The organism is Candidatus Chlorohelix allophototropha, from assembly GCF_030389965.1.
GTDB lineage: Bacteria > Chloroflexota > Chloroflexia > Chloroheliales > Chloroheliaceae > Chlorohelix > Chlorohelix allophototropha.
This window is the reverse complement of the sequence record NZ_CP128400.1, coordinates 353,690-377,737: the sequence shown is the minus strand read 5'-3', so window position 1 is coordinate 377,737 and position 24,048 is coordinate 353,690. Positions and strand designations below refer to the sequence as shown.

Below are 24,048 nucleotides of genomic sequence, written 5' to 3'. Positions count from 1 at the left end.
GTCAAAACGTAGGGTCAAGAAATTTATGTGAGATGTGCCAAAATTATACTACTGTAAACTTTGTTTGTCAAGTAGAATAACAAAGTGATTTCACAAGAATTACTCATTTGGGTTTAATTAATCTTCTTTTTAGCTATGCGCTTCACAAAGTGCAATTTAAGATTCCAAGTTATTTATGTGTTAAAATCCTACTATTAGTAGCACCATCGCTTTTGATTTTTCAGCGAGGAGAAGAAAGAATGAGCGAAACTCAAATTATCCCCGGAGCCGAGCCGTATTATCATATTGGCAACAGAATCGGCGTTTTGGTTTCACATGGTTATACCGGCTGCCCACAAAGTATGCGCTATATCGCAGAAGGGTTGGCGAAAGAGGGCTTTTCGGTAATCTTACCCCGTTTGAAGGGACATGGTACTTCCCCTGCCGATATGGCTACAGCCACCGCTTCTGACTGGACTACCGATATTCTTACCGCTTACGGCTGGCTTAAAGAACGCTGCGACCACATCTTTATGACCGGGCTTTCTATGGGCGGTACTTTAACTTTGGTGGCAGCTGGTTTAAATCCCGAAGGCTTCAGCGGGATAATCCCGATTAATGCATCAGTGATTCTAAATAATCCGGATTTGCTGGGGTTAGCGTTTCTGCCCGGAATGCCTTCAGAAATACCCGGCATAGGCAGCGATATTAAAGCGCCCGGTATTACCGAAATTGCCTATCCGGTTGTGCCTGTTCCCACCATCAAGGAGGTGCTGGCATTGACGAAAGGTGCTGACGAATTGATGGCACGTATCACTTGCCCGGCGTTGATATTTTCTTCAACCGAAGATCATGTAGTGCCACCAATGAACGCTGAGTATATTCTAAATAAGCTATCCAGCGCGGAGAAGCGTATCGTTAAACTTGAAAATTCATACCATGTAGCCACATTGGATAATGATAAAGACCTGATATTGCAGGAGAGCATTGCCTTTATCAAAGCTCATTCCTGAATCTGATTTTAAGGTTTAGCAAGATAGCAAGGCACTGAATTACATACCGCCCTGCTATGGTTTCAAATTCGCCCGACCCATTCTAATTATTGAAAAATTGTTCTTGTGCAGGTACAATGAATCGGTAGTTTGCATAAAGGACGATCAGAAAGGTGACTAGGTAATGCAGCCACTAGATGATGAGCAGGATGCCGATACAGTTGATACTGTATTATTGATGGTTCACAAGCGCATTCGTAAGAATGAGGGCTATAAACTTGATAGCATAGAGGTATTTAAGGCGCTAGAGCAAAACGGTTACCCACTTACCGAAAGTGAAGTGTTGGATAGCCTTACACAGCTCAAGGATTCAAAGCTTATACGCGCCTACGATGATTCTACTGATGTAGACCCCTCTACCGGTAGGCACATCCCCAAAAAGGTGGTGCGCTATTGGCATATAGAAATTACCCCTGAAGGTGCAATGCGAGCCAGCAGTGTTATGAATCGTTACCGCAACGGCTAAAGCAGAGATCATGATATATGTCAAAGCAAAGTTCAGGACAAACTCCGAAGCAGCGTAATCAAAATCCTTCATCCCGTAGAGGATTTCTTGAAACCAAACGTCAATTAGACAAGCAACCTAAAGCAAGCCCATTTGAAGATAGGTTACTGTTAGGTTGTCTTGGTATAATTGTAGTAGCAGGTCTGCTTTTTCTGTTAATGGGGTTTTTGGTTAAATGAAACGCCAGTCTAATTTCAGTTTTTTAAATATGCTGATATTACTGGGCTTTATAGCGCTGGCGTTGTTAATAATCAGCAGCATGTTGAGCCGGAAGGAAGGCGATAAAGTTGCTTTCTTTGGCGGTGACTCTGGAGGACTATTTCGAGCGCAAGTAGCCGGAATATCTTCTGATTTGGGTGGGCTAACACTACCGGCTTTTTCTCAGCGGGATCGTCAGCAATATCTCGATGATGCTGAATACAATTTGTGGAGCGCCAGTGCGTGCTCTGCTACTGCCACTGCCGCTTTACTTAATGGACTTGGCAAGCAGGTACGCACCAGCGATGTGTTGGCTATTATGCGTGAAAACAACGCTATCAGCCCTGATAGGGGTTTGTATGACTATTCGGTATTCAAGAAGATTGGCGACCGTTTTAACCTACGTACCGATTACCGAGAAGGCGGAGACCTGAACAGCCACTTCAATTCAATTATTAGTAATTTGAAAAGTGGCACACCCGTAATAATTAATGTAATAGATGCCCAATTCTTTCCAAATGGGCATTTTATAGCGGCGTTTCGTTACAATTCCGATGATACGGTGAGTGTGGTAAATCCTGACCCACTACCGGGTCGCCCGGTAATTCAAAACTGGACTGTGGACGCTCTGAAAACTTACTTCTCTCGTTCCCCGCGTAGCGCCGCTTTCTTCTTGCGTACCTAGTCTTCGTTTAGAAATTCCAGCAAAAGCTTGTTAAACTCGCTCGCTTTTTCAATTTGTGGAATGTGTCCGCATTCTTCAAATATGTGCAAGCGCGAGTTTTTCAGCATGCTTTTGGCTATTTCAGCACAGCTTATATGAATAATACGATCTTGCCTACCCCAAACAATCAAAGTGGGTTTTTCAATTTCGGGCACTCGCTCAATCAAGCCGGTAAGTCGCATGCTGAGAGAAGGGTAGTTCTGATTTAACGCCTTGAGCGCGTCAATTTGATCAGGCATTGTCAGCATACGAACCCCCTCTTTTAGCTTTGCATCGCCCGGTATAAAGCTTTTATCGTGATATGCCTGCGAAAAGAAGGCTTTGACTAGACGTGGGCTACCTAGCGCTTTAAGTTGAATTGCCTGAATGGGCTTAAACCAAGGCTTGCCGCTAGAGTTCATCATCCATGATTCGGTAATAAAGCCGTCCGTATCCACCAGTACAAACTTCCGAATGTATTGAGGATAAAAGATTGCAAAGGCGAGGTTGTGTTTGCCACCCATGCTGTGTCCTACCAAGTCAAAGCTTTCCAGTCCCATAGCAATTGCAAAATCTCGTAAGAAGTCGGCAAAGAAATATAGCGAGTAGGCGCGATTGCCCTTATCGGATAAACCGAATCCAGCCCAATCCAAAGCGATGAAGCGCAAGGGCTTGGGCGAATTTTCTGCCAGAGGCAGCATGTTCGCCTTCCAATCTCTAACCGAGCTTAAAAAGCCATGTGTGAGAAGCACCACGGGCGCATCCGGCGGTCCTGCATCTATATAATGGGTACGGATACCGGATTGTAGAGTTATATATTTGCTTTCAAGTTTATTTTCTTGTTTGGGAAGTGTTGTTTTTATCAAGGTTTAAGCCTCACTTAAAATAACCTGTATGGTATAATAATCTTTACTCTTTTCAGAGTAAATTATAACCCATAAACAGGATGGTTAATCGAGAAGTGGATAAAATTAAAGCAGTTTTTTTGTATATATTAGCGTTGGTAGTCTTACTTGCGCCCGCCATATTGTTAGGTTGGATCGGATGGTCGCTGCTGGATTGGTGGGGTGGCGTGTTGGGAATAATCGGCGGGTTGCTTATTTTCTATTCCAGCATTACTAAGATTGCACGACAAGAATCAACCGAAGAAGAACCGATAACAGCAGGAGACGCTGAATAGTGTGGCTAGATTAACCCTTCGATAAGGTTGATTGTTAGGCGTTGGTTTTCCAAATCAATCTCACGGATGAAATCCTCAACGGCGGGAATAAGCACCGAGTTTGGTGATAAGGGACCCTTTACCTCGTAAACATCGTTGGCAGGATACTCCAATACATTAATCACCTCGCCCACATAATCGCCTTTTTCAGAGTAAACTTTCAAGCCGATTAGCTGAAAAATGTAATATTCGCCTTCGGGCAGCGGCACTACTTCCCCACGCGGTACAGATACAATATAACCCCGCAATTTTTCCGCTTGTTCGATTTTGGTTAGCCCTTCAAAGCGAATAACCACTTGTTTTTCATTTTGTGCTCGCGCGGAAAGAACTTTATAAGCGGTACGTGGCGCATCCGGCAGTGCGCCGGGGGGTAATAACCACGCTTCCTGCAAATGTTCGAAACGCTCCGGAAAATCGGTTCGTATGCTGGCTTTTACTGCCCCACGCAAGCCAAAAGTCGAAACGATCTCTGCTATCGTTATAAAATCGGTACTAAAAGTCTCGATCTCTGGTTCGGTAGGTACAATTTTAGCAGGTTTAGGGGGGATTGTTTCTTCAGCCCTAACCGGGCGGTTGCTAGGACGAGAAACATGTTTTGGACGAGGCGCGCCCTGTTTCGTTTTGGAATGGAAATAGGGGCGCGAACCTTTTTTTTGTGGCATCAGAACTCCGGTTTGAGATTAAGACTGGATTTCCAGTGTGGCGCGCTTGCCTTCACGAGCAGCCGCTACTGATAGTAAGGTACGCAAAGACTTGGCAATTTTCCCTTGCTTTCCGATTACCTTGCCCATATCTTCCGGCGCGACTGAAAGTTTTATAATTATAGAACGGCTGCTATCAATCTGACGGACATGCACTTCTTGCGGGTTATCCACCAGTGATTGTGCCACATACAGGATGAGATCTTTCACCAGATATCTCCTTGCCGCTAAGGCAAATTTAATTACTTGGAATCTGCGGCTACGTATTCGCCTTTGGGATGTCCTTTGAATTCGACACCATTCCGACGGAGAATACCGGCAGCGGCGGCGGTAGGCTGTGCGCCAACGCTAATCCAATATTTCGCACGCTCGCTATTCAATTGAACAGTTTCAGTAGCGCCGATAGGGTTATAAGTTCCGATTGTTTCGATGAAGCGACCGTTACGAGCCGAAGCGCTTTCAGTGACCACTAAGCGGTACACCGGCATCTTCTTCCGACCCAACCGCATCAACCTGATTTTTACCACGAGATTCTTTCCTCCGGATAATCTTTATGCCTATACATAAAAAAACCACGCAAACTTGCGAACGTTAATTATACTAGATGGTTTGGCTGAAGTCAATTTCGTTCCAACCCCGTTCAAATTTGCTCTGACTACTTGACATATAGAAAGGATGTTCGTATAATTACTAGAACATTTATTCTCTGCTGTGTCTCAGGTTAAAATTCAAAACCAATAGTCAGGATAAGCTTAAATGCAATCTACTGCGGAACAATCCCGGTATATACCTAATACTGATGAATGGCTTGCTCACGACCTTTACGAAATCTTACAGGTCAGCCCTAGGGCTGAATTCGAGGTGATCGAAGCCGCTTTCCGTCGCTTGGCGTTAAAATACCATCCCGATCGCAACCCTACTTCGCCATCTACCGAACGAATGCAGGAAATTAACCGCGCTTTTGCGGTGCTTAAAGACCCCTTGCAGCGTACTCAATACGACTCATTGCGCACCCAAATCGCACCTGAGCCTTTTTCTCGTTATGATAGCGCTCCGGTAGAGTCTGCGGCAGTAGCAACCGAACCAGTACCATCGGAAACACCGGAAGAGTATGTCGAATCCGATTATGATTGGGAAAGCCTCTCATGTGAAAGGTCGGAATTTATCCCCCTTTGGAAGCGCAATCTGTTATATCTGATGGTGGGCTTTATCCTGACGATTCTGCTCATAACCGCTATTAGTGTGTTCGCGCAAAGTAGCTCAGCAGGTACCCCTACACCCAGACCTATGCAGATGCAGACGGCTAATACGCTTTTTTCTGACAATTTTGAGGAAGTCGGTACTGCCAACTGGACGTTGGATGAACCGTGGCATCTCACTACTCGGATGTCTGCCAGTGGGTCTTATGCACTTTGGTTTGGCGAAGAGAACTATGGGCGGTATCGCATCGGTTTGAACACTTCCGCTACCCTCTTGCGTCCGCTTGATTTGGGCGGTATCGAGCATCCTGCGCTCTCTTTCCAGATAACCGGGCAAACCGATAGCCCACAACGAGCAAGCGATCAGGATACGTTGCTGGTAGAGATAGCCCAAGCTGGTCAAGCTTTTACTACGGTGGAAACGATTAGTGGATTAATCAGCAATTGGGAAACAATGCGAGTAGATTTGAGCAAGTGGAGCGGGAAAGTAATACAGGTACGACTACGTTTTGTGAGCGGGGCGGGAAATGTAGGAAACGGTTATGCCGGGTTCTTTGTGGATGATTTCAGAATAGAGCGATAGTTGTTAATTTAAGTCGGGGCGAGAGGATTTGAACCTCCGGCCTCATCGTCCCGAACGATGCGCGCTACCGGGCTGCGCTACGCCCCGACGTTTTTAACGCACGAAGTATAGCACTTAACCCCACTCATTGCAAATAAAACGACCGAGTTATTTCTTCTCTCCATAAATCTCCTTTTGCATATGCTATAATGTTGCTCAGTATTTTGAAGTTAGCTTTGCAATAATAAATAAACTTCTAAAAATAATCCTGTTAAGGTCAGTAACTATTGATGAGCCTTTCTCGCCTCGTTTTTTCCCGAATTGAAAATTCTGATAAAAATACACCTGTTGCTACTATTGCTCGAAAAAAATCATTTTCAGAACTGCTTGTCTCGACCCGGCATGCGCTCTGGGCTGGTTCTGAATCACCTGTTCCTATGCAACGTACCGAACGTTTTAAACTGCTTGCGCTCCGCCACTTGCTGCCTTTTGGTATATATCTGGCGATTACTATAGTAATCACTTTCCCTCTAATCCTGAATTTTAACTCTCAGGTACAGGGCGATAACTCAGATGCGTGGCAGAATATCTGGAATTACTGGTGGTTGGGTAAATCGCTAGGTGAGTTCAGACTGCCCTTTACTACCGATATGCTGTACGCCCCGTATGGAGTGCCGCTATATCTCGACACGCTGAATATTTCCAATGGGCTGATCGGCTTGCCGATAATGATTTTATTTGGGGCGGTGGCAGCCTACAACTTTATTGCATTGGTGGCGTTCAGTCTTGCGGGTTACTGGACTTATCTGCTGGTTAGCTATGTGAGCGGAAACCGTTTGGCGGGTTTTGTGGGTGGCATCATTTACGCTTTCAGTTCGTACCAACTAACCCAATATTATTTGGGGCAGGCGAACCTTTACGCTTCCGGCTGGCTTCCCGCCTATTTTTATAGCCTTATCGCGGCGAACAACACCAAAGGGAGGCAGCGCACGCTCTATACTTTGCTTGGTTTGGCATCGTTGGTGTTGATAATGTTGACCGATTGGCAGTATGTCATTTTCGCCGGATTATTTACGCTATTCTATACTTTTTATATTGCTATAGGGCGGCGTTCGTTTGTGCCCTTTGTTATTGCTGCTTCAATTGGGTTGGTATGGTTGGCTTTAGCTGCTCCGCTCATTTTTAAAACCTTCGATATTATCAATTCAAAAATTGTAGATACGCCTTATTACGCTTTTTCTGTTTCCTACTCGGCTGACCTTTTTTCTTTTGTTTTGCCAAGCCCCCGCCATTTTATCTGGGGTGATTGGTCAAAAGGGATCAACTCCGGCGCAACCGACCTTGAGCATAATAAAGCGATTTTTATCGGGCTACTTCCGGTGTTGCTTTCGCTAATCGGTATCCGTTACCAGTTCAAGCGCAGCCTTTTTTGGGTTTTCCTGGCATTGCTCTTTGCGATTTTGGCGCTTGGTCCATTGTTGCAGACGGGCGGCACGCTGCACGAAGATATTTCGCTGCCCTTCTCGATTCTGCAAAATATACCCGGTATAAATTTCGCCAGAGTTCCGGTGCGCTTTGTGCTTATCACGGTTTTGAGTTTTTCGATATTAGCAGGCTATGCTATAGCCACGCTTTTACCCAAAATCAAGAATATTAAATGGCAAGTAGGGCTGGCGGGGCTAATCGCTGTATTGTTGCTAGGCGAACATTTACCCGCGCCTTACCCGATAAATGCTGCTTTGTCACAGCCCTATTACCAGCAAATCGGGAGTTCTACCGAAAAAGGGGCAGTGCTGGAATTGCCCTACACGCGCACTCGCGCCCAATCGCTTTACAACCAGACTATTCACCAGCATCCGATAATCGGCGGCTATCTTTCTCGAAATATAGAATACCCGATAGTGGATTTGCCGCCGCTTGGGAAAATGCCTACGGGTTCTAGCAACGACATCATCTTAAACCCGCCCTCTGAGCAGGAAATCGGCTCACGAGCGTTGGCATTTGCGGGGGTGCATTGGCTTTCTTTCCTGCTGGATGACCCTACCCTTACCACTCCATGGATGGAGAATTTTGTAAAACTGTTTGCTGTTCCGACCCCCTTGTATCAGGACGACAAGATGGCGGTTTATCGCCCTACTCAAGTGCAGGATATGAGCAAACCCCTGTTTGTTTTTGATCTCAAGGGTGGTTGGCATGAAGCTGAGAACGCCCCCGACTTGCAGCCTTCCGGCAAGGTGCGTTGGTTTGATAAAAGAGGCGGTTCCTATGTCTGGAACCTCAGCGATAGAACCCAATCTGCGAATCTTGAATTTGAAATCTGGAGTTTTAACCGTCCCCGCACTCTCACTATCAGGGTTGACAACGTTGATATTGGAAGCTGGCAGATAAACGAGAAGAAGAAGCTGAGTATCCCACTCACTCTGAGCGCCGGGCGACACCAACTTGAGTTTCGCTCACCGCTTGAAGATTCACAAAGCCCTGCCGATCTTGGACTAGGCAATGATAAGCGCAAGCTCTCAATGGCTGTTACCAATTTAACGCTTAAAACGGCAAATCAGAATTAGCTCACTTGGAAATACCCACCATTTTGTTTGCTTCGTAGGCGGGTTGGGCTGTGTCTGTTTTTGTGTCAGGGCGGTATTTTAGAATTATGCTGATATGGAGCGCCCATAGCGCGAAGAGCGCGAAAAAGAACGTACTACTGGCAATTCGCCCTAATCCGTAGGCTCTATCGGGGAAGAACAGAAAATCCTGATCGAAAGCCATTATCCCGTAAGCCATGCTAAAGACAATCAGCGACCAACCGGAGCGAATACGACTGAGATATAACGCCATCACCACGATTGCACCTAAAAGCATTACCGTATAGTGTTTCCATATAAAGGGCGAAATCACCATGCTTGTCACTAAAAGCGCATTGAATTTGAGCAAACTTGCTTGCCAATCGTGGGAAGAGTTGCGCCAGAGAGCGAAAAGAGTAAGCCCTAGCGCACAAAGGCTGAAGGCATAACCAATTGGCATCAATGCAGTGGGGAAGTCTTGGGTGAAGCTCTTCTGCACCTCGTCAACGCCCATTCGCCCTAGAAAGCCCCAGAAAGATTGCCCCACCAGCCCGATTTCAGGCTGATTTACCCCCCACATAGCTTTTGAGTAGTAATACCAGACGTTATCCCAACCCACCGCCGCTATCACCAGACCGTTTACCACCACCGATCCGGCTATCAGTCCGAGTAAGCCGCGCCAGCGTCGCTCTACCAGATAATAGAAAGCGGTTATACCCGGCAATAACTTTAGCCAGATGGGAAAAGCCAGTATTGCGCCGGAAAGGGTATCGCGTTTATTTTTTATGAGTATCGCGGTCAATGCCAAAAACAGTAGCATTACAATGTTGGGCTGTGCCAAATCCATGTTAAATGCCAGTTGGCGGAAGTTCAGCACCAAAAACAGTACCAACGGCAGGCGATATTTAAGCGTTCCGGTTAGCTTGTAAAGGATGAAAATAATTGGGATTAGCAATAATTCGTTGACAATACGCCATACGTATAAAGCACCCTGCACATCTGCACTGTAAAAACGTAGCAAAAGCCAGTTTAGTAAAGCGAAGGTGGGGGGGGTGCGTACCGATGATCCCGGCGAAGCTATAATATCATTGAGATCGAATAACGGTGTGCCGTTCTGTTCCATCAAAACTTGCGGGTTATAATATACCCGGAAGTCGAAGCCGTGATAAAAGCTGTCAAAGACCGCAATCCAGTTGAGGCAAGCGAATGAAATCACTGCCGCTATCACAAAAAGCCATACCAGTAACGGTTCAAAATATTTGCGGGCAAAGAGATAGGCGGCGAGGGCAAGCAGTAATGCCCCGGTTTGTGCTGCAACTACTGCCGTATCGCCCCATTTATTCAAATCGAGGCGATTAAAAACGACTTGGACTACTGGCAGCACTCCCATGAAACACGCTGCATATATAAAAGGTGCGGGTACACTGGGCGCACGTTCGGTAAAGAGTTGCGCCAATCGGAAAGCCAGCCATGTTACCCACAGCGTTATTGCCCACGGCAAGTAAGCGGTTTCCACCAACTCTTGCCAGCTTATCAGGCTGGAAATCATGATAATGGCGGCAACAATCTGAATCCCGCTGCTCAAGCGTAAACCTGCCCCAAAAAGCCGTATCCATCTCTCAATCGCCAGCGCAATCAGGCTGACCAGTAAAGGCAGTAGTAGGGTAGCCCCCCAGTCCTTTATTCCGTAAGCGGTATAATCCGGCTCGAATTTGAGGTTGTAAAGAACCAGACCTAGCGTGCGTTTGTCGCCGTTGCCCGGTTGGAAACTTGTGCTGGATTCTATCAAGAGATCTACTGATGAATTGGGAAGCGAATAACGTGCCGGGATTGCGAAAGTGATGTCCTTGCCATCGGCGGAAGCGGGCAAGGGAAATTGCCCCAACTCGTACACGCTGCGGTTATCGGCAAGGCTGATAATTAAGGTGGTGGTAGGCTGTTCCGCCGGGCGTGGTGCGCTTACTTTGATGGTGGCTTTCCAAGGAGTAAGCAGCAATATCTCCGGCAAATCCAGTATTGCTTCTTTGCTAGTCCAGCGGAAGGAATTATCTTCATTGGGTTTTGCATCTTGGCGCGTTTCGGGGATATAAAACCCGTTATTGTCGGGCGGCATATACATTTTATCAATGCGGTTTGATGCGCCTATGTCTATAAAGAATGTGTTGGTGGCAATATTCGCCATCCACGCAATTATGAATATTATTACACTTAAAAGCAGAGGAATAATTAATGCCTTGTGTTGCTTAAAGAGCATCCGCCAAACCGCCTCCGCACCCCTTGTTTGGATTACTTCGCAATAGTTTCTATCCGGTACACGCAACTATATTTCCGCTAGAGAATACCACATTCGGCTATTCATTTTCTACTATTAACAAAAAACAAGAGTCGCTACGGAGAATTGGCTTATTGCAGAGCCTTATTCATTATCGCTTTTCTGGATTAGCGGTAAGAGCCAAATGAATCTAAAAAGACAATTTGAGCTAAAGGGGAAGTTAAAACAAGGCTTGCCGACTCATTTTGTCAAAGCAGTGTTCCTACCCGGTAATGCGGTCGGCGCGTCATAACCCTATATTTTAGCTTGAGAGCAAAGCATTAAAACATACTGCTAGGGAGCTTTTGCAGGTAACTTGCCACAGTCGTTAATTAAAAATCCTACGTGAAAACAGGAATAGTCATAATCTTTAAAACCCTGCCAGGGCTGTAACCATTCATCCCTTATTGTTATCATCAATCTTAAATTATCTAAACTTTTACCATCATAAATTATCATTCCAAAAACAAGTTTATCCTCCAGTATTAGTGGGTTTAGTCCTCCAGTTATTAACATAAAGCCTTTTTCAGGGTAAATTAGTTTTATACCGTAACTTTGTCCATTTCCACTAAGGTGCTCCATTTGCGTAGATGCAATTATATATTGAGGTTCCCCATATGCTTTTATTACATCTTTTAAAAGGAAATCCCCGTTAGTGTTTGGCGTAATGTATCTTACTAACTTATTACCAGTTGGATAAGCTAGTAACTCGCCAACCCCGGTATTATCTTTCCCATCCCAAGTTACTACTTTTATTTCCTCATATTTTGGAGGTTCATTTAGGGAAGATATATCGTTGGAATAAGTTTCAAACTTTATATTGGATACCTGGGGAATACTTTGTAAAATTTTAACCGCCTCATCAAATCCGGTTATCCCGGGGGTAATACCTTCCCAGCAAGGTAATTTACAAGGAATGCCCTGCAATATCCTTTTCTGCAAATCCAGAGTGGTCAAGGTAGCGGTCGGAGAATTAGCAATAGGATTATTGACGGGGCTAGTAACTTGAGCAGCCGTTAGAGGTGTAGTAGTTGCATCTGAACAGGACAAGAGAAATAACTGTATCATTAACACCAGACTAATATAAGTAATAAGTTTTTTAATCATTTTGGCATCTTCTTCCCCAACATTCATAAAAAACTCTATTCGACCATGAAAAAGCAGGGTTACAACTTGTTGGTTGCGCTCATTAACACTTTTTCTGGTCATCCCTCCCTTTCCAGCCTACTTGCCTGAACTGCTAAAAATCCCCATTGCAATTACTTGCTTTTGGGGATTTTTGAAAATCTGAGTTTGCAATCTAAATGGCTTTTTCTTTCTTCAACCGCTCGATTTCAGCAGCAGAAAAGCCCAACCCACGGAGTAATTCGGCGGTATGCTCGCCAAAACTAGGCGGCGGTACGCGCAATACATCGTTAGCGGGCAACTCGTCCATTTTCATTGGGCAGCCCAATTGCTTGATAAGCCCGGCTTTGGGATGCTCTATCTCTGTTACGAAGCCCCGCGCCTGCATTTGCGGGTCGTTGAGCGCCTCGTCAATCTCGTAAACAGGTCCCACACAGGTTTCTTCTCCTGCCAGCAGCGACAGCCATTCTTCTCGCGTTTTCTGTTTGAAGCGGGTAGTGAAGGCGGCTCTTATCTCATCCGCGCGTGCGCCTTCGCTTTGCACATCATTTTTATATTGAGGCAATTCTATCAAATTGCACATGCGCTCGAAGAATTTCTCCTCAAGTGCGCCCACCGTGAGCCATTTACCGTCTGAGGTTTCGTACACGCCATATTCTGGCAACCCCCCGTTTAACCTACCGCTTCCGCGTTTCTGAGTCTCACCGCTAGCAAAATAATCACCCGCCATATAGGTTAGCCAACTTGCCACACCCTCGGTCATGGAAATATCCACGAAACGCCCTTCGCCGGTGCGGTGTCGCCCTTCCACTGCTGCCAGAATCCCAACCAGCGAGAGCATGCCGCCTCCCCCCAAATCGGCAATCTGCACCCCCGGCAAGGCTGGCGCTTCCCCGGCGCGTCCGGTTTGCCCCAAAGCCCCTGCGTAACCGATATAATTCAAGTCGTGTCCGGCACGTTGGGCGTAAGGCCCATCCTGACCGTATCCGCTGATGGCGCAATAAATCAAGCGCGGGTTGATTTCTTTCAATTGTGCATAACCCACTCCTAGTTTGTCCAACACGCCCGGACGGAAGCTCTCCATCAAAATATCTGCATCGGCGACCACCTTCAGAAAAATATCGCGTGCCTCTGCGTGCTTTAAATTCAGGGTCATGCTGCGCTTGTTGCGATTCAGCACCAGAAAACTTGCTCCTTCGCCGTTGATATAAGGACCGCGCCAGCGCAAATAATCCCCCAGTTGCGGGTCTTCAATTTTCAGCACATCTGCGCCGAGGTCGCCCAGCAACATAGTGGCGTAGGGACCGGGCAAAAGCCGAGTCATATCAATAACTTTAATACCCGCCAACGGCAAATTTGGTTTTTCTTTGAGCAATTTTTCGGCGTAAGGAAAAGTATCCATTCTAAAAATCTCCTGCGATTTAAGCCTCGTTATCCAGCACTTCAATTATTTCGCGCGCCTGCGTAGCCAGCAACCCATCCGAGTCATCGGTCATCAGCAGGTAAGCCTGCAAGTCGGCGCGCGCGGGTAAAGCTTCTTCCATGTCAATATGAATCAGCGCGCGGTAGAAATAGGCATCAGCCGCTCCGCGCGGGTCAATTTCAAGCGCCTGCGAATAATCCTTCAAGGCATCAGGGTATTGTTCTAACTGATGATAAGCCAGCCCTCGCGCAATATAGGGACCCGTAACCGCTTCGCCGCTGTGTAATTCGATAGCGCGCGTGTTATCGGCAACGGTTTCTTCAAACTGATGGCTCTGAAAATATATGCCACCGCGCCGAAAATAGGCTTCAGCATCGTCCGGTTTAAGCTCAATCGTCTGGTTGTAAAAAGCCAACGCTCCCTCAAAATCGCCGATACTCTCGCAGATTAAGGCGCGGTTGAAATAAACTTCAGCCTTTCCCGGTTCTAGTTTCTGCGCTTCTTCCAGCACGGCGATTGCTTCTTCGTAGCGTTCCAGTTTTAGCAATGCCACCCCGCGCCCGTTCAATACTTCTGCGCGTTCTGCGGTGTCAGGTGCAAGCGGTAGCAACTGTTCGAACAATGTTAGCGCGTATTGCCACTCCTCATTAATCAGCGCCCGTTCAGCCTGCTCTATCAGCGATTTATAATCCGAGTCCGATTGTGCCATACCAACCTTTCAGGTTTGAAAAAATCCGGTTAATTTTCCGACTTTATATTATCACAAAGCGCGGAAGGTAGCCCAATAAAAAAGCCCGTCTCTATAATTGGAGACGGGAGGCAGAACCCACGCTTAAAGAATTTTGGAAAGTTGGCTTTTCATCATTTCAGGCGTTACCAATCCCGGCACAATTCCGGTTATAACCCCTTCCTTGTTGATGAAAACGCTATAGGGATGATATGGGGCGCGAAATAAAGTTACAAGGTCGCCCGTTTTATCAATCGTCAGCGGAAACGGGATTTTGAACTCGCTTTTGAAGCTCTCCACTTCTTGCTCGGTTTCTCCCCAATCTACGCCCACTATTGTCAGATTGGCTTTGTTATCATTATAAGTCTGCACGAAGTCAGGAAACTCCTGACGGCAACTCGGTCAATAAACCGACCAAAAATTGACAATAACCCCTTTGCCTCGTAACAGGCTTAATTGTACTGTTTCGCCGCTAATTGTTTGCGCGGTAAAGTCAGGGGCAGTGAAGCCTATCGCAACTTTTACCGGTGGCATTTCTTTTGTTGAATTGGCGCTTGCTGTTACTTGTGAAGTGGCAGCAGGCGCGATAGTGGCGGCAGTATCACCACAGGCAACCAACGCTAGCGCAACTAACAGGCTTACAAGCGTTGCCGCCCACCCCCTGCTCTTGTGTCTGAAATACATCTAATCTTGCAAACCCTCCTGTGTTAGAAAAATCTGAATTTGGAAAGTTCTTGAGTAATTGCGCTCAAGTTGTTGGTAATCAATAGAAATCCGACCAGCAGTAATAGAATCCCGCTCGCAATTTCAATAATCTGGTAATGGTGGCGCAAACGAGCGATAAAGCCCAGCATGCGATTAAAAAACAAACCCGCCAAAATAAAAGGAATGCCTAACCCTGCCGAATAAATTAGCATCAAGGTTGCGCCTTCCCAGCCATTACTTTGTTCAGCCGTGAAAATAGCGGCGGTGAGAAAAGGTCCCACGCAAGGTGTCCAGCCGAAAGCAAACGCGCCTCCCAAAAAGTATGCGCCGATATAGCTGGCTCGCTTGATGCGATTCAGGTTGAAGCGGCGCTCCATATCCAAGAAGCCGATTCGGAAGATGCCCAGAAAATGCAAACCGAAGAATATTACCAGCAAACCTGCCGCTAACCGCACCGGAGTCCGAATGTCGCCGAAAGTATCCGTAATGAAGTTGAAGAAGCCGAAAAACAGAATAAAAATAGTGGTAAATCCGGCTACAAACAGCAGAGAGGAAAAGAGAACACGCCGGGTATCCGCTCCACTGATTTGAGCTACTTCCTCTTCAGCTTCATGTGGATTTGTTTGCAACGCCACTGCTCCGCCATTGTTTGCATTCGTAGAAATCGCCATTGCCGGGTTTTTGACGGTGCGGGCAGCTTTTGCTACCGATACCCCGCTTATGTATGAAAGATAGCCCGGTACGAGCGGTAAAACACATGGCGCAAGGAATGAGAGTAGCCCTTCAAAAAAAGTGGCTATGTAATCCGGTGCACTAGTGGTTTGCGCTACGAGGCTTGCTCCCAAACCTTGATTTGCTGCCAGTTGCTCCCAGAGTGGCTGTAAAACCATAAACAATTTCCTCTGAATCTGCATAAGCTATTGGGATACATTGGGCAAAAATTCTTGCTGAGGATTAGTATAATACAACTTTCATACAAAATCCTTAAAGATTGCTATACGTTGTATTTCAGGAACATTGCAAAGCGTGGGGCGGTAAATAAAAATGCCTCCATCCTGCTACAGGACAAAGGCATCGTTAGCATATCAGCTTACTTGATAGCGTAAGTTACCTGCACATTTACCACTACTTTGAATTGTCCACCCTGAATGGTTGTAGAAGTATCGCCGCCACCGGAGGGCATGGCAACCATTTGGTCTTTGGCGTAATCATTGGAACGACTTGCCCCAATTTCGGTTACATTAATCACGCCACCTAGCGTAAAGCCGCCCGCTTGCGATAATTGCTCGGCTTTGGTGCGGGCATCTGCCATTGCGCTAACGCGAGCCTGTTTAATCAGGTCAATTTCTTTGTCGCGCCCGAAGGCTATACCATAAATCTGGTTTGCGCCTGCTTTGCCCACTTCATCCAGAATTGCGCCTGCTTTGTTCAAATCGCGCACTGTAACTGCGATGGTTGAGTTGACATTGTAGCCGTCTAAGATTGGAGATTGCCCTTGATTATAGATATAGTTAGGGTTGACGCTGTACCCCGAAGTCTGAATGTCCTCATCTTTAATGTTTTGTGCCTTTAGAGCAGCGGTAATAACATCCATCTTGTCGGCGGTTTGTTTCTGTGCGTCCGTTACGGTTGCCGCTTTTAGAGTGACACCCACATTGAAGCGTAGCAAATCCGGCTTCACCAATACCCAACCTTCGCCGCTGACCGCTACGCCATTCTGTGAGCCATTGGCGGAGACACTTTGTGCTACAGCATTATTTGAAGGCTTGCTGGTAAAAATCAATCCCCCCAACACGCCTGCTATTGCTGCAACCAATACCACACCGATAAATAAACTTGCCCGTTTCAGATTCATAAAAATCATCCTTTCATCTATTTTTGCAGTTCCTGCCCTACACTATTTATAACGTAGCTGGAAATTGAAAAATCACAGGATTCTGAAACAATTATTTCCCGTACAAAATGGTTCTGGCTCGTTCGAGGTCAAAGGGGGTGTTAAGGTGGTCGAATATTTCAATAGCACAATTCAAATGGGTTTTACGTTCTTCGCCATGACTGTGTCTGCCGATTTCAAAATGTGCTAGCCCTTGCTCGTAGGGCATATCCAATCGCATAGCATGGCTAAGGCTATTGTTCCATAGTTTATGTGCTTTCACTGTGTTTTCTGAAAGCCAGTAGTACAAGCCACGATACAGTGTAGCGCGTGGTAAACCAATCGGAAAAATGCGCGCGTATTTATCCATAGCTTTACAGGCTTTTAAAGTCGAGTCACGTATTTCGCCAAGTGAAAATCGAAACCCTTTAGCTGCGCTGGTGCTTGATTCACTCTCCCAAAGTCCCAGATACACTTCTGCCACACCGCTATAACCTTCATAAGAATATACGGTCGAAGGGTGAGATTGTGCTATTAACCGGGCGGCAGTAGCCGCTGCTTGCCGAGCAGCATATTGCCATTCCTGCAAACGCAAACGAGCCGAAGCCAGCAACCCATAAAAACGGATTTCATCCACTTTATCAAGCGCTTCAGTCAACAAGCTTGAAGCCCTTTCCAAGTATCCGGTTACCTCACTGCTTTTTCCGGTGCGTAAAGTACAAGCTGCTTGTCCTAATAGCGCCCATGCCTGTGCCTGTGCATGTCCGTTGCTGCGTGCCCTGTTATAAAGCTCGTTATAGTATTCTGAGGCTTCAGCATACTCGCCTCGATATTGTGCCACATATCCCAACAAGGCTACACTTTCCTCCCAACTGCGGCGGTTGCCAAACTCCTCGTTAATATGTACCGCATTTTCAAGGGATTCACAGGCTCTTTTCCAATCTCCTTTGCCCAGACGATAGGTTCCGGTGGCTTGAAAAACCCATGCTTTAACCGGAGATTGTTCAATATTTAGTACCATTTTCCCGGCTTTCTGGTCGTAAGCTTCGGCAAACTGTCCTAGTCCCATCAAACTAAGCGCCACACACATATTTGCGTAAAGTCGGGCGCGTTCTGGAGTTTGCTTAGTATATTCCGCCAGATTTATTGCCTGAAAGGATGCATAAACCGTAGGCAATGTAGCGTTATCAAAATAATGAACCAGCCCTAATCCTTCATAAGCCTGCGCCGCTTGCAATAAGGTTTCGGAGTCGAGTTCTGATTTTGGCGGCAATAAGCGTCTTACCAGCCCGGATTTTCCCCTAACGCGGTGCAAAGTTTGTAAGCCCGCCTGTTTTATTAGGCTTAACGCCAATTTCCGGCGCGTTTCAGGAAAGGGTACGCCCAGAATAGCCAGTGCTTTTTCAAGATGCACTCGGCTTTCCTCAAGATTACCCAGCCCATAATGCGCCTCTCCAAGTTGACGTTCCCATTGTGCATGTAACGAGCCTTGCGGATTCAGGTTATTCTCAGCGTTAACCCCAAATCGCTCACCCGAAATTACCAACGCTTCACTGAAAAAACGCACCGACTCTTGGTATGAACCGCCTCGAAGCGCTTCTTCTCCAGCTTTAGCCAGATATTCGAGTGCTTTCAGCCCGACTTCGGCTTTACTCCAATGGTGTGCCAGCAACGAGTAAAGCGGCGTTAGGTCATCCGTATAGGTTTGCTCATACCACTCTCCGATTGCACGATGCAATTGCCGCCTTTGCGAGAAAAGCATGAGATTATAAGTAACTTCCTGTGTAATTACATGCTTGAATATATAGGTAAGATCGGGGTCTGGCGATTCCAGCGGTGTTAAATCTAGTTGCGCCATTATTGAAAGGTGGTCGGGTAACTGCGCCCTATCTTGTTCTACCGGGTAGATATCACGCAGGATACGGTAGGCGAAAATGCGCCCGATTACACTGGCAGTTTTAAGAGTTAATTGCTGTTCTGGGCTAAGTAAATCTATGCGGCTAGTGATAACTCCTTCAACCGTATCAGGCAAGTTAAGATTGCTCAAGTCTCCGGCGGAAGGCGCAATCCGGCACTCGTTTTCAATGATTTGGATTACCCCTGCATCTCTTAAAGCGTAAGCCAGTTCCTCTACAAAGAAAGGATTACCCTGCGCTTTGTTGCGTATTAAATTTGCCACCGGTTCGGGTAATTCTTCTACCCCCAACCGTTCACATGCCAATTCAACTACGTCTTTTGGTGACAAGGTATCCAGTTGTAATGCTATAGCTTCTTTAGCTTGGGCTAATTGCCGCAAATCAGAGGCATTTGTTTCTTCAAGCGGACGTAAAGCAATTAATAGCAAAAGGTGCGGTACTTCACGGCTGGCTTGTACTGCCAAGTCCCACGAAAGCGAATCTAGCCAATGCGCGTCTTCCAATACTGCTACTTTAGGGGAACGCGCCGTTGAAACTTGTAAAGCTTTTAGCAGCATATAAAGAGTATTGTCGGCGCGTGCTTGCCCTGTAATTTGGGTGGTTATCTCATTTTCAGGCAAATCAAGCATCAGAACGGTATTTAGTAATGGCGCAAGTTTCAGGAGGTCAGGCTCAAGCTCTAGCAGGTCGAGAATATGGCGGCGGCGGTCTTCAGGTTCAGCCAAAACCTCAAGGTCGAAAAGTTGGCTGAAAATACTGCGCCAAGCATAATAAGGCGTGGATTTCTCAATCGAGTCACCTGCCCCTGAGAAAACCGTGACACGCATTTCACCAGCCTTGCGTATCAATTCCTGTACGAGGCGCGATTTTCCGATGCCAGCCTCGCCCTCGATTAGGATAACCCCTCCTTGTTTCTCTGTTTTCAAAACTACCAGCTTTTCTTCAAGCGGTAGCAATTCTTTTTTGCGCCCTATCAGCGTATTAAACTGACGGGAGTCGCGTTTTACCGTTTCGGTAGGACGAAATACTGCAACCAGTCCACGTTTACCCTTCAAGGTGATAGGCGAAAGAGATTCAAAATTAAAATTTGATTGGCTTGCGTGAAAAGTAGCGGTGTCACACAGGATTTCGTCTTCGCTTGCTTGCATAAGTCGCGCCGCAAGGTTTACCACATCCCCTATTATGGTGTATTCGCGCCGCATTTCGTTGCCTACCAGTCCGCAAAAGACGCGCCCGGTGGATACTCCAATAGGCTTGCGGTATCCCAATTCCTGCATCTTCGCTTGAATTGTCAGAGCGGCTTTCAAGCCTCGTACCGGATCATCTTCATGCGCCAACGGTGGCATACCAAACCCGGCAACCAATGTAGCGCCTTTATCATCTACGCTTAGCTTATTGATGCTCCCTTCATAATGGTAGATGATTTTTTGCAATTCTTGTAATAGGGATTGCGCTTTTTCTAACGTTCCTTTTTCAGAAAAATTAAAGGTGGGAAGATTAATGAATAGCACTGTAATGCGCCTTAACTCTTCCAGCCAATCGCTTTGTCCGGTATTGAGGCGTGCCAACACCGTTTCCGGTATATAAGAACGAATTCTAAGTTCAGCTTCAGGCGAGGTTTCCGGTAAGAAAAGAATCGCGGGTTCAGGTGGTTCTAGCACCGCTGAAAGGTTAACATTCCCACCTTCTCGAAGCTTTCCACGGCATTTTTGTCTTACCAGTTCCCATGCTTCGGGTGATAGAAGCACTTCACCGGGTCGAGCAACTCCGGTAGCCTTGTTCATTTGAGTCAAAGGAGTGCCAGTGAGTTGTACTTCCCAGCGTGGCGGTAGTTGGTTGCCATTTTTGTCCTGAAAATTAACCCCACCCAAATGGATGGTGAATAGCTCTCCTGCCCCAATACCGATTCGCATGAACAGACGGGCTACTTCAGAGGGGGCGTAATCGTTCAGCCTGCCTTGAATCTCGATAGCACATTGGGTAGCACGTAAGATGGCAGTTTCAAGGTTATCTTTGGTGTTGCGCACATTCCATACCGCTAACACCCCGTCTCCGGCAAATTTTACTACATCCCCGCCGTTTAAAAGCACACATTCGATTAGTTGTCCGAAGTAATTGTTAAGCAAGGCACTGAGAATTTCAGCGCCAACCGGTCCGCGCTGCGCCAATTGCTCGGCGAGGGTAGTAAAACCTGAAATATCGGCGAACAGAGTAGCGGCGGGGAAATGATCAACTTGGGGTTGATCATAAATGGCAAAGGGATCAAGTCCTCTTTGCACTACCAGAAATGGAACATAACTGGCGAGCGCTTCCGGTAGCGTTGTCATTTTAACTCCGTGTTACCCGAATTGAAGTACAACTTAAAGCCTACTTAACAATTAACGAAATAGCTACTCTTATTGTACACCAACAAAGATAACATTAAAATTTAACAATTTTCAAGTGATAATATCACAAGATTTATAGTATTAATGTCAGGTGAATTTGAGTTCTGAATCCGATATAATATGCTTTAGGAAGTAATAGAGGAGTGCTCTAAATGGTGAAAATTCTTCTTGTAGAAGACAATGAAATGAACCGGGATATGCTTTCCCGCCGTCTTGAACGTAAAGGCTATGAAGTAATACATGCGGTTGATGGCGGGCAAGGTCTAACGGTAGCCGGTGTTGAACAGCCTGACCTCATTCTGATGGATATGAGCCTACCTGTCTTGGACGGTTGGGAGGCTACCCGCCGCTTGAAGTCGAACCCGGCAACCAGAAAAATCCCGGTTATTGCCCTTACCGCCCATGCTATGTCCGGCGATCGCGAGAAAGCTCTTGAAGCGGGTTGTGATGATTACGATACCAAGCCCATAGAATTACCACGCTTGTTGGATAAAATGCGGTTATTGTTAGGGAAAAAGCCTACTGCTTGAGCATGTTTGACTCAACCTCTTAAAAGGAGTATGATGCATTTGTAATAACGACGCGGGGTGGAGCAGTGGCAGCTCGTTGGGCTCATAACCCAAAGGTCGTAGGTTCGAATCCTGCCCCCGCAACTTATCTTTTTACTATTCTCACACATACGCCAAGTTGCGATGTGTGATTTTTATTTGACCACTATTATGAGCTTAAATACCACTTTAGATCAATTTTTTGATAAATATGCCGAGCGGATACTTAGTCCTATCCGTGTGTTGGTTGGCGTTTCGGGTGGACCAGACTCGGTAGCTCTTTTACATGCGCTAGTTGGCATGAAAGAAGCCTTGAATCTTGAAATTCACGCAGCGCACTTAAATCATGGCATTCGTGGCGAAGAAGCCAAAGACGATTACGATTACGTCATAGAACTGTGCAACTTGCTATCGGTGCAATGCCACTTGAAAGATCAAGATGTCCCCGCTCTGGCAAAGTTGCTGAGCGTGAGTTTGGAAGAAGCTGCCCGCCGCGCCCGCTATGAGTTTTTCGGCGAAATAATGACCAATTTTGACTTTCCTTTACTATTAGTAGCGCATACTGCCAATGATCAGGCTGAAACGGTGTTGATGCGTTTATTACGCGGTTCAGGCTTGCAGGGGTTAGCGGGCATATTGCCGCTTTCGCGCTTGCCCTATAGCGAAGCCGCTAATTTATGGGTAGGTCGCCCTCTGTTAGAGATATGGCGTAATGAAATTGAAGATTATTGCGCTGTTCACAAGCTGACACCACACCATGATTCTACTAACCATGATATGCGCTATACCCGTAACCGTATTCGGCATGAGCTTTTGCCATTGCTGGAAGATAAATATCAGCATGGGGCTGCTGCCAATCTTGCTCGTTTCGCAACGCTGGCAGCGGACGAGGAAGAGTGGTTGGATGAGCTAACCGGGGCGGCAATTTCCAGCGTTGCAGTTGAGCAAGAAGGCTGGATTAATCGGGCTTCTATGGGGCTTACTTCGTATGAGGATTGGGCGAACATAGTTGAGGGCAACCAAAGCGGTAGTATTTTCATAGACCCTAGGATATCCAGAGATTGGGATGACCGCCACATTGTAATCGACCTTGCCGGGTTTTCACGCTTTCCGTTGGCTTTACAGCGGCGGGCGCTTCGACTGGTTTATTTCCGGCTCAAGGAGCGTTTAGAGAACTTAGAACATAAGCACATTGAAAGTATTTTAACCAACCTCGATAAGGCGGGCTGGAAAATTATATTACCGGGGAATGTGCAAGCGCAGGTTTATAGTGAGAAACTGGTGTTGGGTTTTCGCGGGCAGCTTATTCCCGATTTTGGATTGCTGCTGGATGAAGCTCAATTAATTGAAATAGAGGCTCCCGCCAGCATTAACTTCAAGGGGGCATTGCTTGAATGTGATGTGTTTGAAGTGGATGAAGAAACTAATTGGATGACAGACCGTTGGGTTGCACTATTGGATGCTGATAAAACAGGCACAAAGCTCACGATCAGAGGAAGAAAAGCGGGAGAACGGTTTAAGCCTTTAGGTGCGCCCGGTCGCAAGAAATTGCAAGATTACATGGTGGATGCAGCAATTCCACGCCAGTTGCGAGAGCGCTACCCTTTGGTAGTGCGGCTACCGCAATCTGCCGGAGATAGTGATAAAATTGTATGGGTGGTAGGGTTTGCTATCGGGGATGAATTCAAGGTGACAGATGAAACCAGCCGAATTTTAAGGCTTTCAATTAGTTTTACATGAATCCAGGGGGAAGGGCTATTGCATGCAGCAGCAGAACAATATTGAGGATAACATAGCTCGGATTTTGATTGATGAGGAAACTTTACAGGCGAAAATAACGGAACTGGCGCTAAAGATTACCAACGATTATAGTGGGCAAGACCTTTTGTTAGTTGGGGCGCTTAAGGGTGCGGTAATGTTTATGGTTGATTTATCTTTGCAAATCAATCTTCCTCTGGAAATGGATTTTATGGCAATATCCAGCTATGGCTCCAGCACCCGGTCAAGCGGGGTTGTGCGTATAATGAAGGACCTTGATAAGCCCATTGAAGGGCGCAATGTGCTTATTGTAGAAGATATTGTGGATAGCGGGTTGACGCTCAATTACCTTTCCGATAATCTGTGGGCGCGTAACCCTAACTCTTTGCGTATCTGTGCTTTGCTCAATAAGCCATCCCGCCGTATTAGCGATGTGGAAATTGATTATATCGGCTTTGATATTCCAGATGAGTTTGTAGTTGGGTATGGGCTTGATTTTGGCGAACGCTATCGCAACCTACCTTATATCGGGATTCTCAAGCCTGATGTTATTGCGGACGCTCTTGAAGAAGAAAAGAAGTAAAATTAGTTCATAA

21 protein-coding genes, 2 tRNA genes and 1 pseudogene are annotated in these 24,048 nt (G+C 46.4%); 10 read left to right on the top strand and 14 right to left on the bottom strand.

What is annotated here, in order from left to right:
* Positions 1–239: 239 nt before the first annotated feature.
* From OZ401_RS14380 to OZ401_RS14370, 3 genes are all read left to right on the top strand, one after another.
* Positions 240–992, top strand: coding sequence for an alpha/beta hydrolase (locus OZ401_RS14380; RefSeq protein WP_341471156.1), 753 nt, complete (start codon positions 240–242; stop codon positions 990–992).
* 163 nt (positions 993–1,155) lie between these two features.
* The gene (locus tag OZ401_RS14375; RefSeq protein ID WP_341471155.1) at positions 1,156–1,497 is read left to right on the top strand and encodes a hypothetical protein; all 342 of its coding nucleotides are present in this window, start codon (positions 1,156–1,158) and stop codon (positions 1,495–1,497) included.
* 214 nt (positions 1,498–1,711) lie between these two features.
* Positions 1,712–2,419 carry a C39 family peptidase gene (locus tag OZ401_RS14370; protein ID WP_341471154.1) on the top strand — a complete coding sequence of 236 codons (708 nt, stop codon included), beginning with the start codon at positions 1,712–1,714 and terminating at the stop codon, positions 2,417–2,419.
* Here OZ401_RS14370 and OZ401_RS14365 read toward each other — a convergent pair.
* The gene (locus tag OZ401_RS14365) at positions 2,416–3,303 is read right to left on the bottom strand and encodes an alpha/beta fold hydrolase (protein ID WP_341471153.1); all 888 of its coding nucleotides are present in this window, start codon (positions 3,301–3,303) and stop codon (positions 2,416–2,418) included. The two genes, OZ401_RS14370 and OZ401_RS14365, sit on opposite strands and share 4 nt — an antisense overlap.
* Before the next feature lie 95 nt (positions 3,304–3,398).
* Here OZ401_RS14365 and OZ401_RS14360 point away from each other — a divergent pair, with 95 nt between their 5' ends.
* Positions 3,399–3,617 carry a hypothetical protein gene (locus tag OZ401_RS14360; protein ID WP_341471152.1) on the top strand — a complete coding sequence of 73 codons (219 nt, stop codon included), beginning with the start codon at positions 3,399–3,401 and terminating at the stop codon, positions 3,615–3,617.
* 5 nt (positions 3,618–3,622) lie between these two features.
* Here the strand turns inward: OZ401_RS14360 and rimM are convergent, their stop codons facing one another.
* Genes rimM through rpsP form a run of 3 tightly spaced genes read right to left on the bottom strand, consistent with a single transcriptional unit; the run spans position 3,623 to position 4,884 of the window.
* A complete protein-coding gene (gene rimM / locus OZ401_RS14355; protein ID WP_341471151.1) occupies positions 3,623–4,318 on the bottom strand; it encodes a ribosome maturation factor RimM in 696 nt (231 codons plus the stop codon).
* Between the two features lie 18 nt (positions 4,319–4,336).
* The gene (locus OZ401_RS14350) at positions 4,337–4,567 is read right to left on the bottom strand and encodes a KH domain-containing protein (protein ID WP_341471150.1); all 231 of its coding nucleotides are present in this window, start codon (positions 4,565–4,567) and stop codon (positions 4,337–4,339) included.
* A gap of 32 nt (positions 4,568–4,599) precedes the next feature.
* Complete coding sequence (rpsP, locus tag OZ401_RS14345; RefSeq protein WP_341471149.1) at positions 4,600–4,884, bottom strand: 30S ribosomal protein S16; 285 nt, start codon at positions 4,882–4,884, stop codon at positions 4,600–4,602.
* 229 nt (positions 4,885–5,113) lie between these two features.
* Between rpsP and OZ401_RS14340 the strand changes: the two genes are divergently transcribed.
* On the top strand, positions 5,114–6,139 hold the full coding sequence (locus tag OZ401_RS14340; protein WP_341471148.1) for a DnaJ domain-containing protein: 1,026 nt from the start codon (positions 5,114–5,116) through the stop codon (positions 6,137–6,139).
* A 13-nt stretch (positions 6,140–6,152) separates the two neighbouring features.
* On the opposite strand, the gene OZ401_RS14335 is transcribed toward OZ401_RS14340, so the two are convergent.
* Positions 6,153–6,226, bottom strand: a tRNA-Pro gene (locus tag OZ401_RS14335).
* Positions 6,227–6,408: 182 nt separating this feature from the next.
* Here OZ401_RS14335 and OZ401_RS14330 point away from each other — a divergent pair.
* The gene (locus OZ401_RS14330; RefSeq protein ID WP_341471147.1) at positions 6,409–8,682 is read left to right on the top strand and encodes a hypothetical protein; all 2,274 of its coding nucleotides are present in this window, start codon (positions 6,409–6,411) and stop codon (positions 8,680–8,682) included.
* A gap of 1 nt (position 8,683) precedes the next feature.
* Here OZ401_RS14330 and OZ401_RS14325 read toward each other — a convergent pair whose 3' ends face one another.
* The 9 genes and pseudogenes from OZ401_RS14325 to OZ401_RS14285 form a co-directional block, all read right to left on the bottom strand.
* A complete protein-coding gene (locus OZ401_RS14325; RefSeq protein WP_341471146.1) occupies positions 8,684–10,933 on the bottom strand; it encodes a glycosyltransferase family 87 protein in 2,250 nt (749 codons plus the stop codon).
* Positions 10,934–11,284: 351 nt separating this feature from the next.
* Entirely contained in the window at positions 11,285–12,199 is a 915-nt protein-coding gene (locus OZ401_RS14320) for a hypothetical protein (protein WP_341471145.1), read from the bottom strand.
* Between the two features lie 91 nt (positions 12,200–12,290).
* Positions 12,291–13,517, bottom strand: a complete 1,227-nt coding sequence (locus OZ401_RS14315) for a CaiB/BaiF CoA transferase family protein (protein ID WP_341471144.1) — start codon at positions 13,515–13,517, stop codon at positions 12,291–12,293.
* Positions 13,518–13,536: 19 nt separating this feature from the next.
* Positions 13,537–14,247, bottom strand: a complete 711-nt coding sequence (locus OZ401_RS14310; protein WP_341471143.1) for a tetratricopeptide repeat protein — start codon at positions 14,245–14,247, stop codon at positions 13,537–13,539.
* 123 nt (positions 14,248–14,370) lie between these two features.
* Positions 14,371–14,655: pseudogene (locus OZ401_RS14305) on the bottom strand (TlpA family protein disulfide reductase); the annotation flags it as partial.
* Between the two features lie 12 nt (positions 14,656–14,667).
* Positions 14,668–14,949, bottom strand: coding sequence for a thioredoxin domain-containing protein (locus tag OZ401_RS14300; protein ID WP_341471142.1), 282 nt, complete (start codon positions 14,947–14,949; stop codon positions 14,668–14,670).
* Between the two features lie 23 nt (positions 14,950–14,972).
* Positions 14,973–15,860, bottom strand: a complete 888-nt coding sequence (locus OZ401_RS14295; RefSeq protein ID WP_341471141.1) for a cytochrome c biogenesis CcdA family protein — start codon at positions 15,858–15,860, stop codon at positions 14,973–14,975.
* Between the two features lie 200 nt (positions 15,861–16,060).
* Positions 16,061–16,825, bottom strand: a complete 765-nt coding sequence (locus tag OZ401_RS14290) for an SIMPL domain-containing protein (protein ID WP_341471140.1) — start codon at positions 16,823–16,825, stop codon at positions 16,061–16,063.
* 91 nt (positions 16,826–16,916) lie between these two features.
* On the bottom strand, positions 16,917–21,086 hold the full coding sequence (locus OZ401_RS14285) for an adenylate/guanylate cyclase domain-containing protein (RefSeq protein ID WP_341471139.1): 4,170 nt from the start codon (positions 21,084–21,086) through the stop codon (positions 16,917–16,919).
* 212 nt (positions 21,087–21,298) lie between these two features.
* Between OZ401_RS14285 and OZ401_RS14280 the strand changes: the two genes are divergently transcribed.
* From OZ401_RS14280 to hpt, 4 genes are all read left to right on the top strand, one after another.
* Positions 21,299–21,676: a response regulator gene (locus OZ401_RS14280; protein ID WP_341471138.1), complete on the top strand. Its 378-nt coding sequence runs from the start codon at positions 21,299–21,301 to the stop codon at positions 21,674–21,676.
* Positions 21,677–21,727: 51 nt separating this feature from the next.
* Positions 21,728–21,799, top strand: a tRNA-Met gene (locus OZ401_RS14275).
* A 39-nt stretch (positions 21,800–21,838) separates the two neighbouring features.
* The gene (gene tilS / locus OZ401_RS14270) at positions 21,839–23,434 is read left to right on the top strand and encodes a tRNA lysidine(34) synthetase TilS (RefSeq protein WP_341471137.1); all 1,596 of its coding nucleotides are present in this window, start codon (positions 21,839–21,841) and stop codon (positions 23,432–23,434) included.
* A gap of 22 nt (positions 23,435–23,456) precedes the next feature.
* Positions 23,457–24,035 carry a hypoxanthine phosphoribosyltransferase gene (gene hpt / locus OZ401_RS14265; protein ID WP_341471136.1) on the top strand — a complete coding sequence of 193 codons (579 nt, stop codon included), beginning with the start codon at positions 23,457–23,459 and terminating at the stop codon, positions 24,033–24,035.
* The last annotated feature ends 13 nt before the right edge of the window (positions 24,036–24,048 follow it).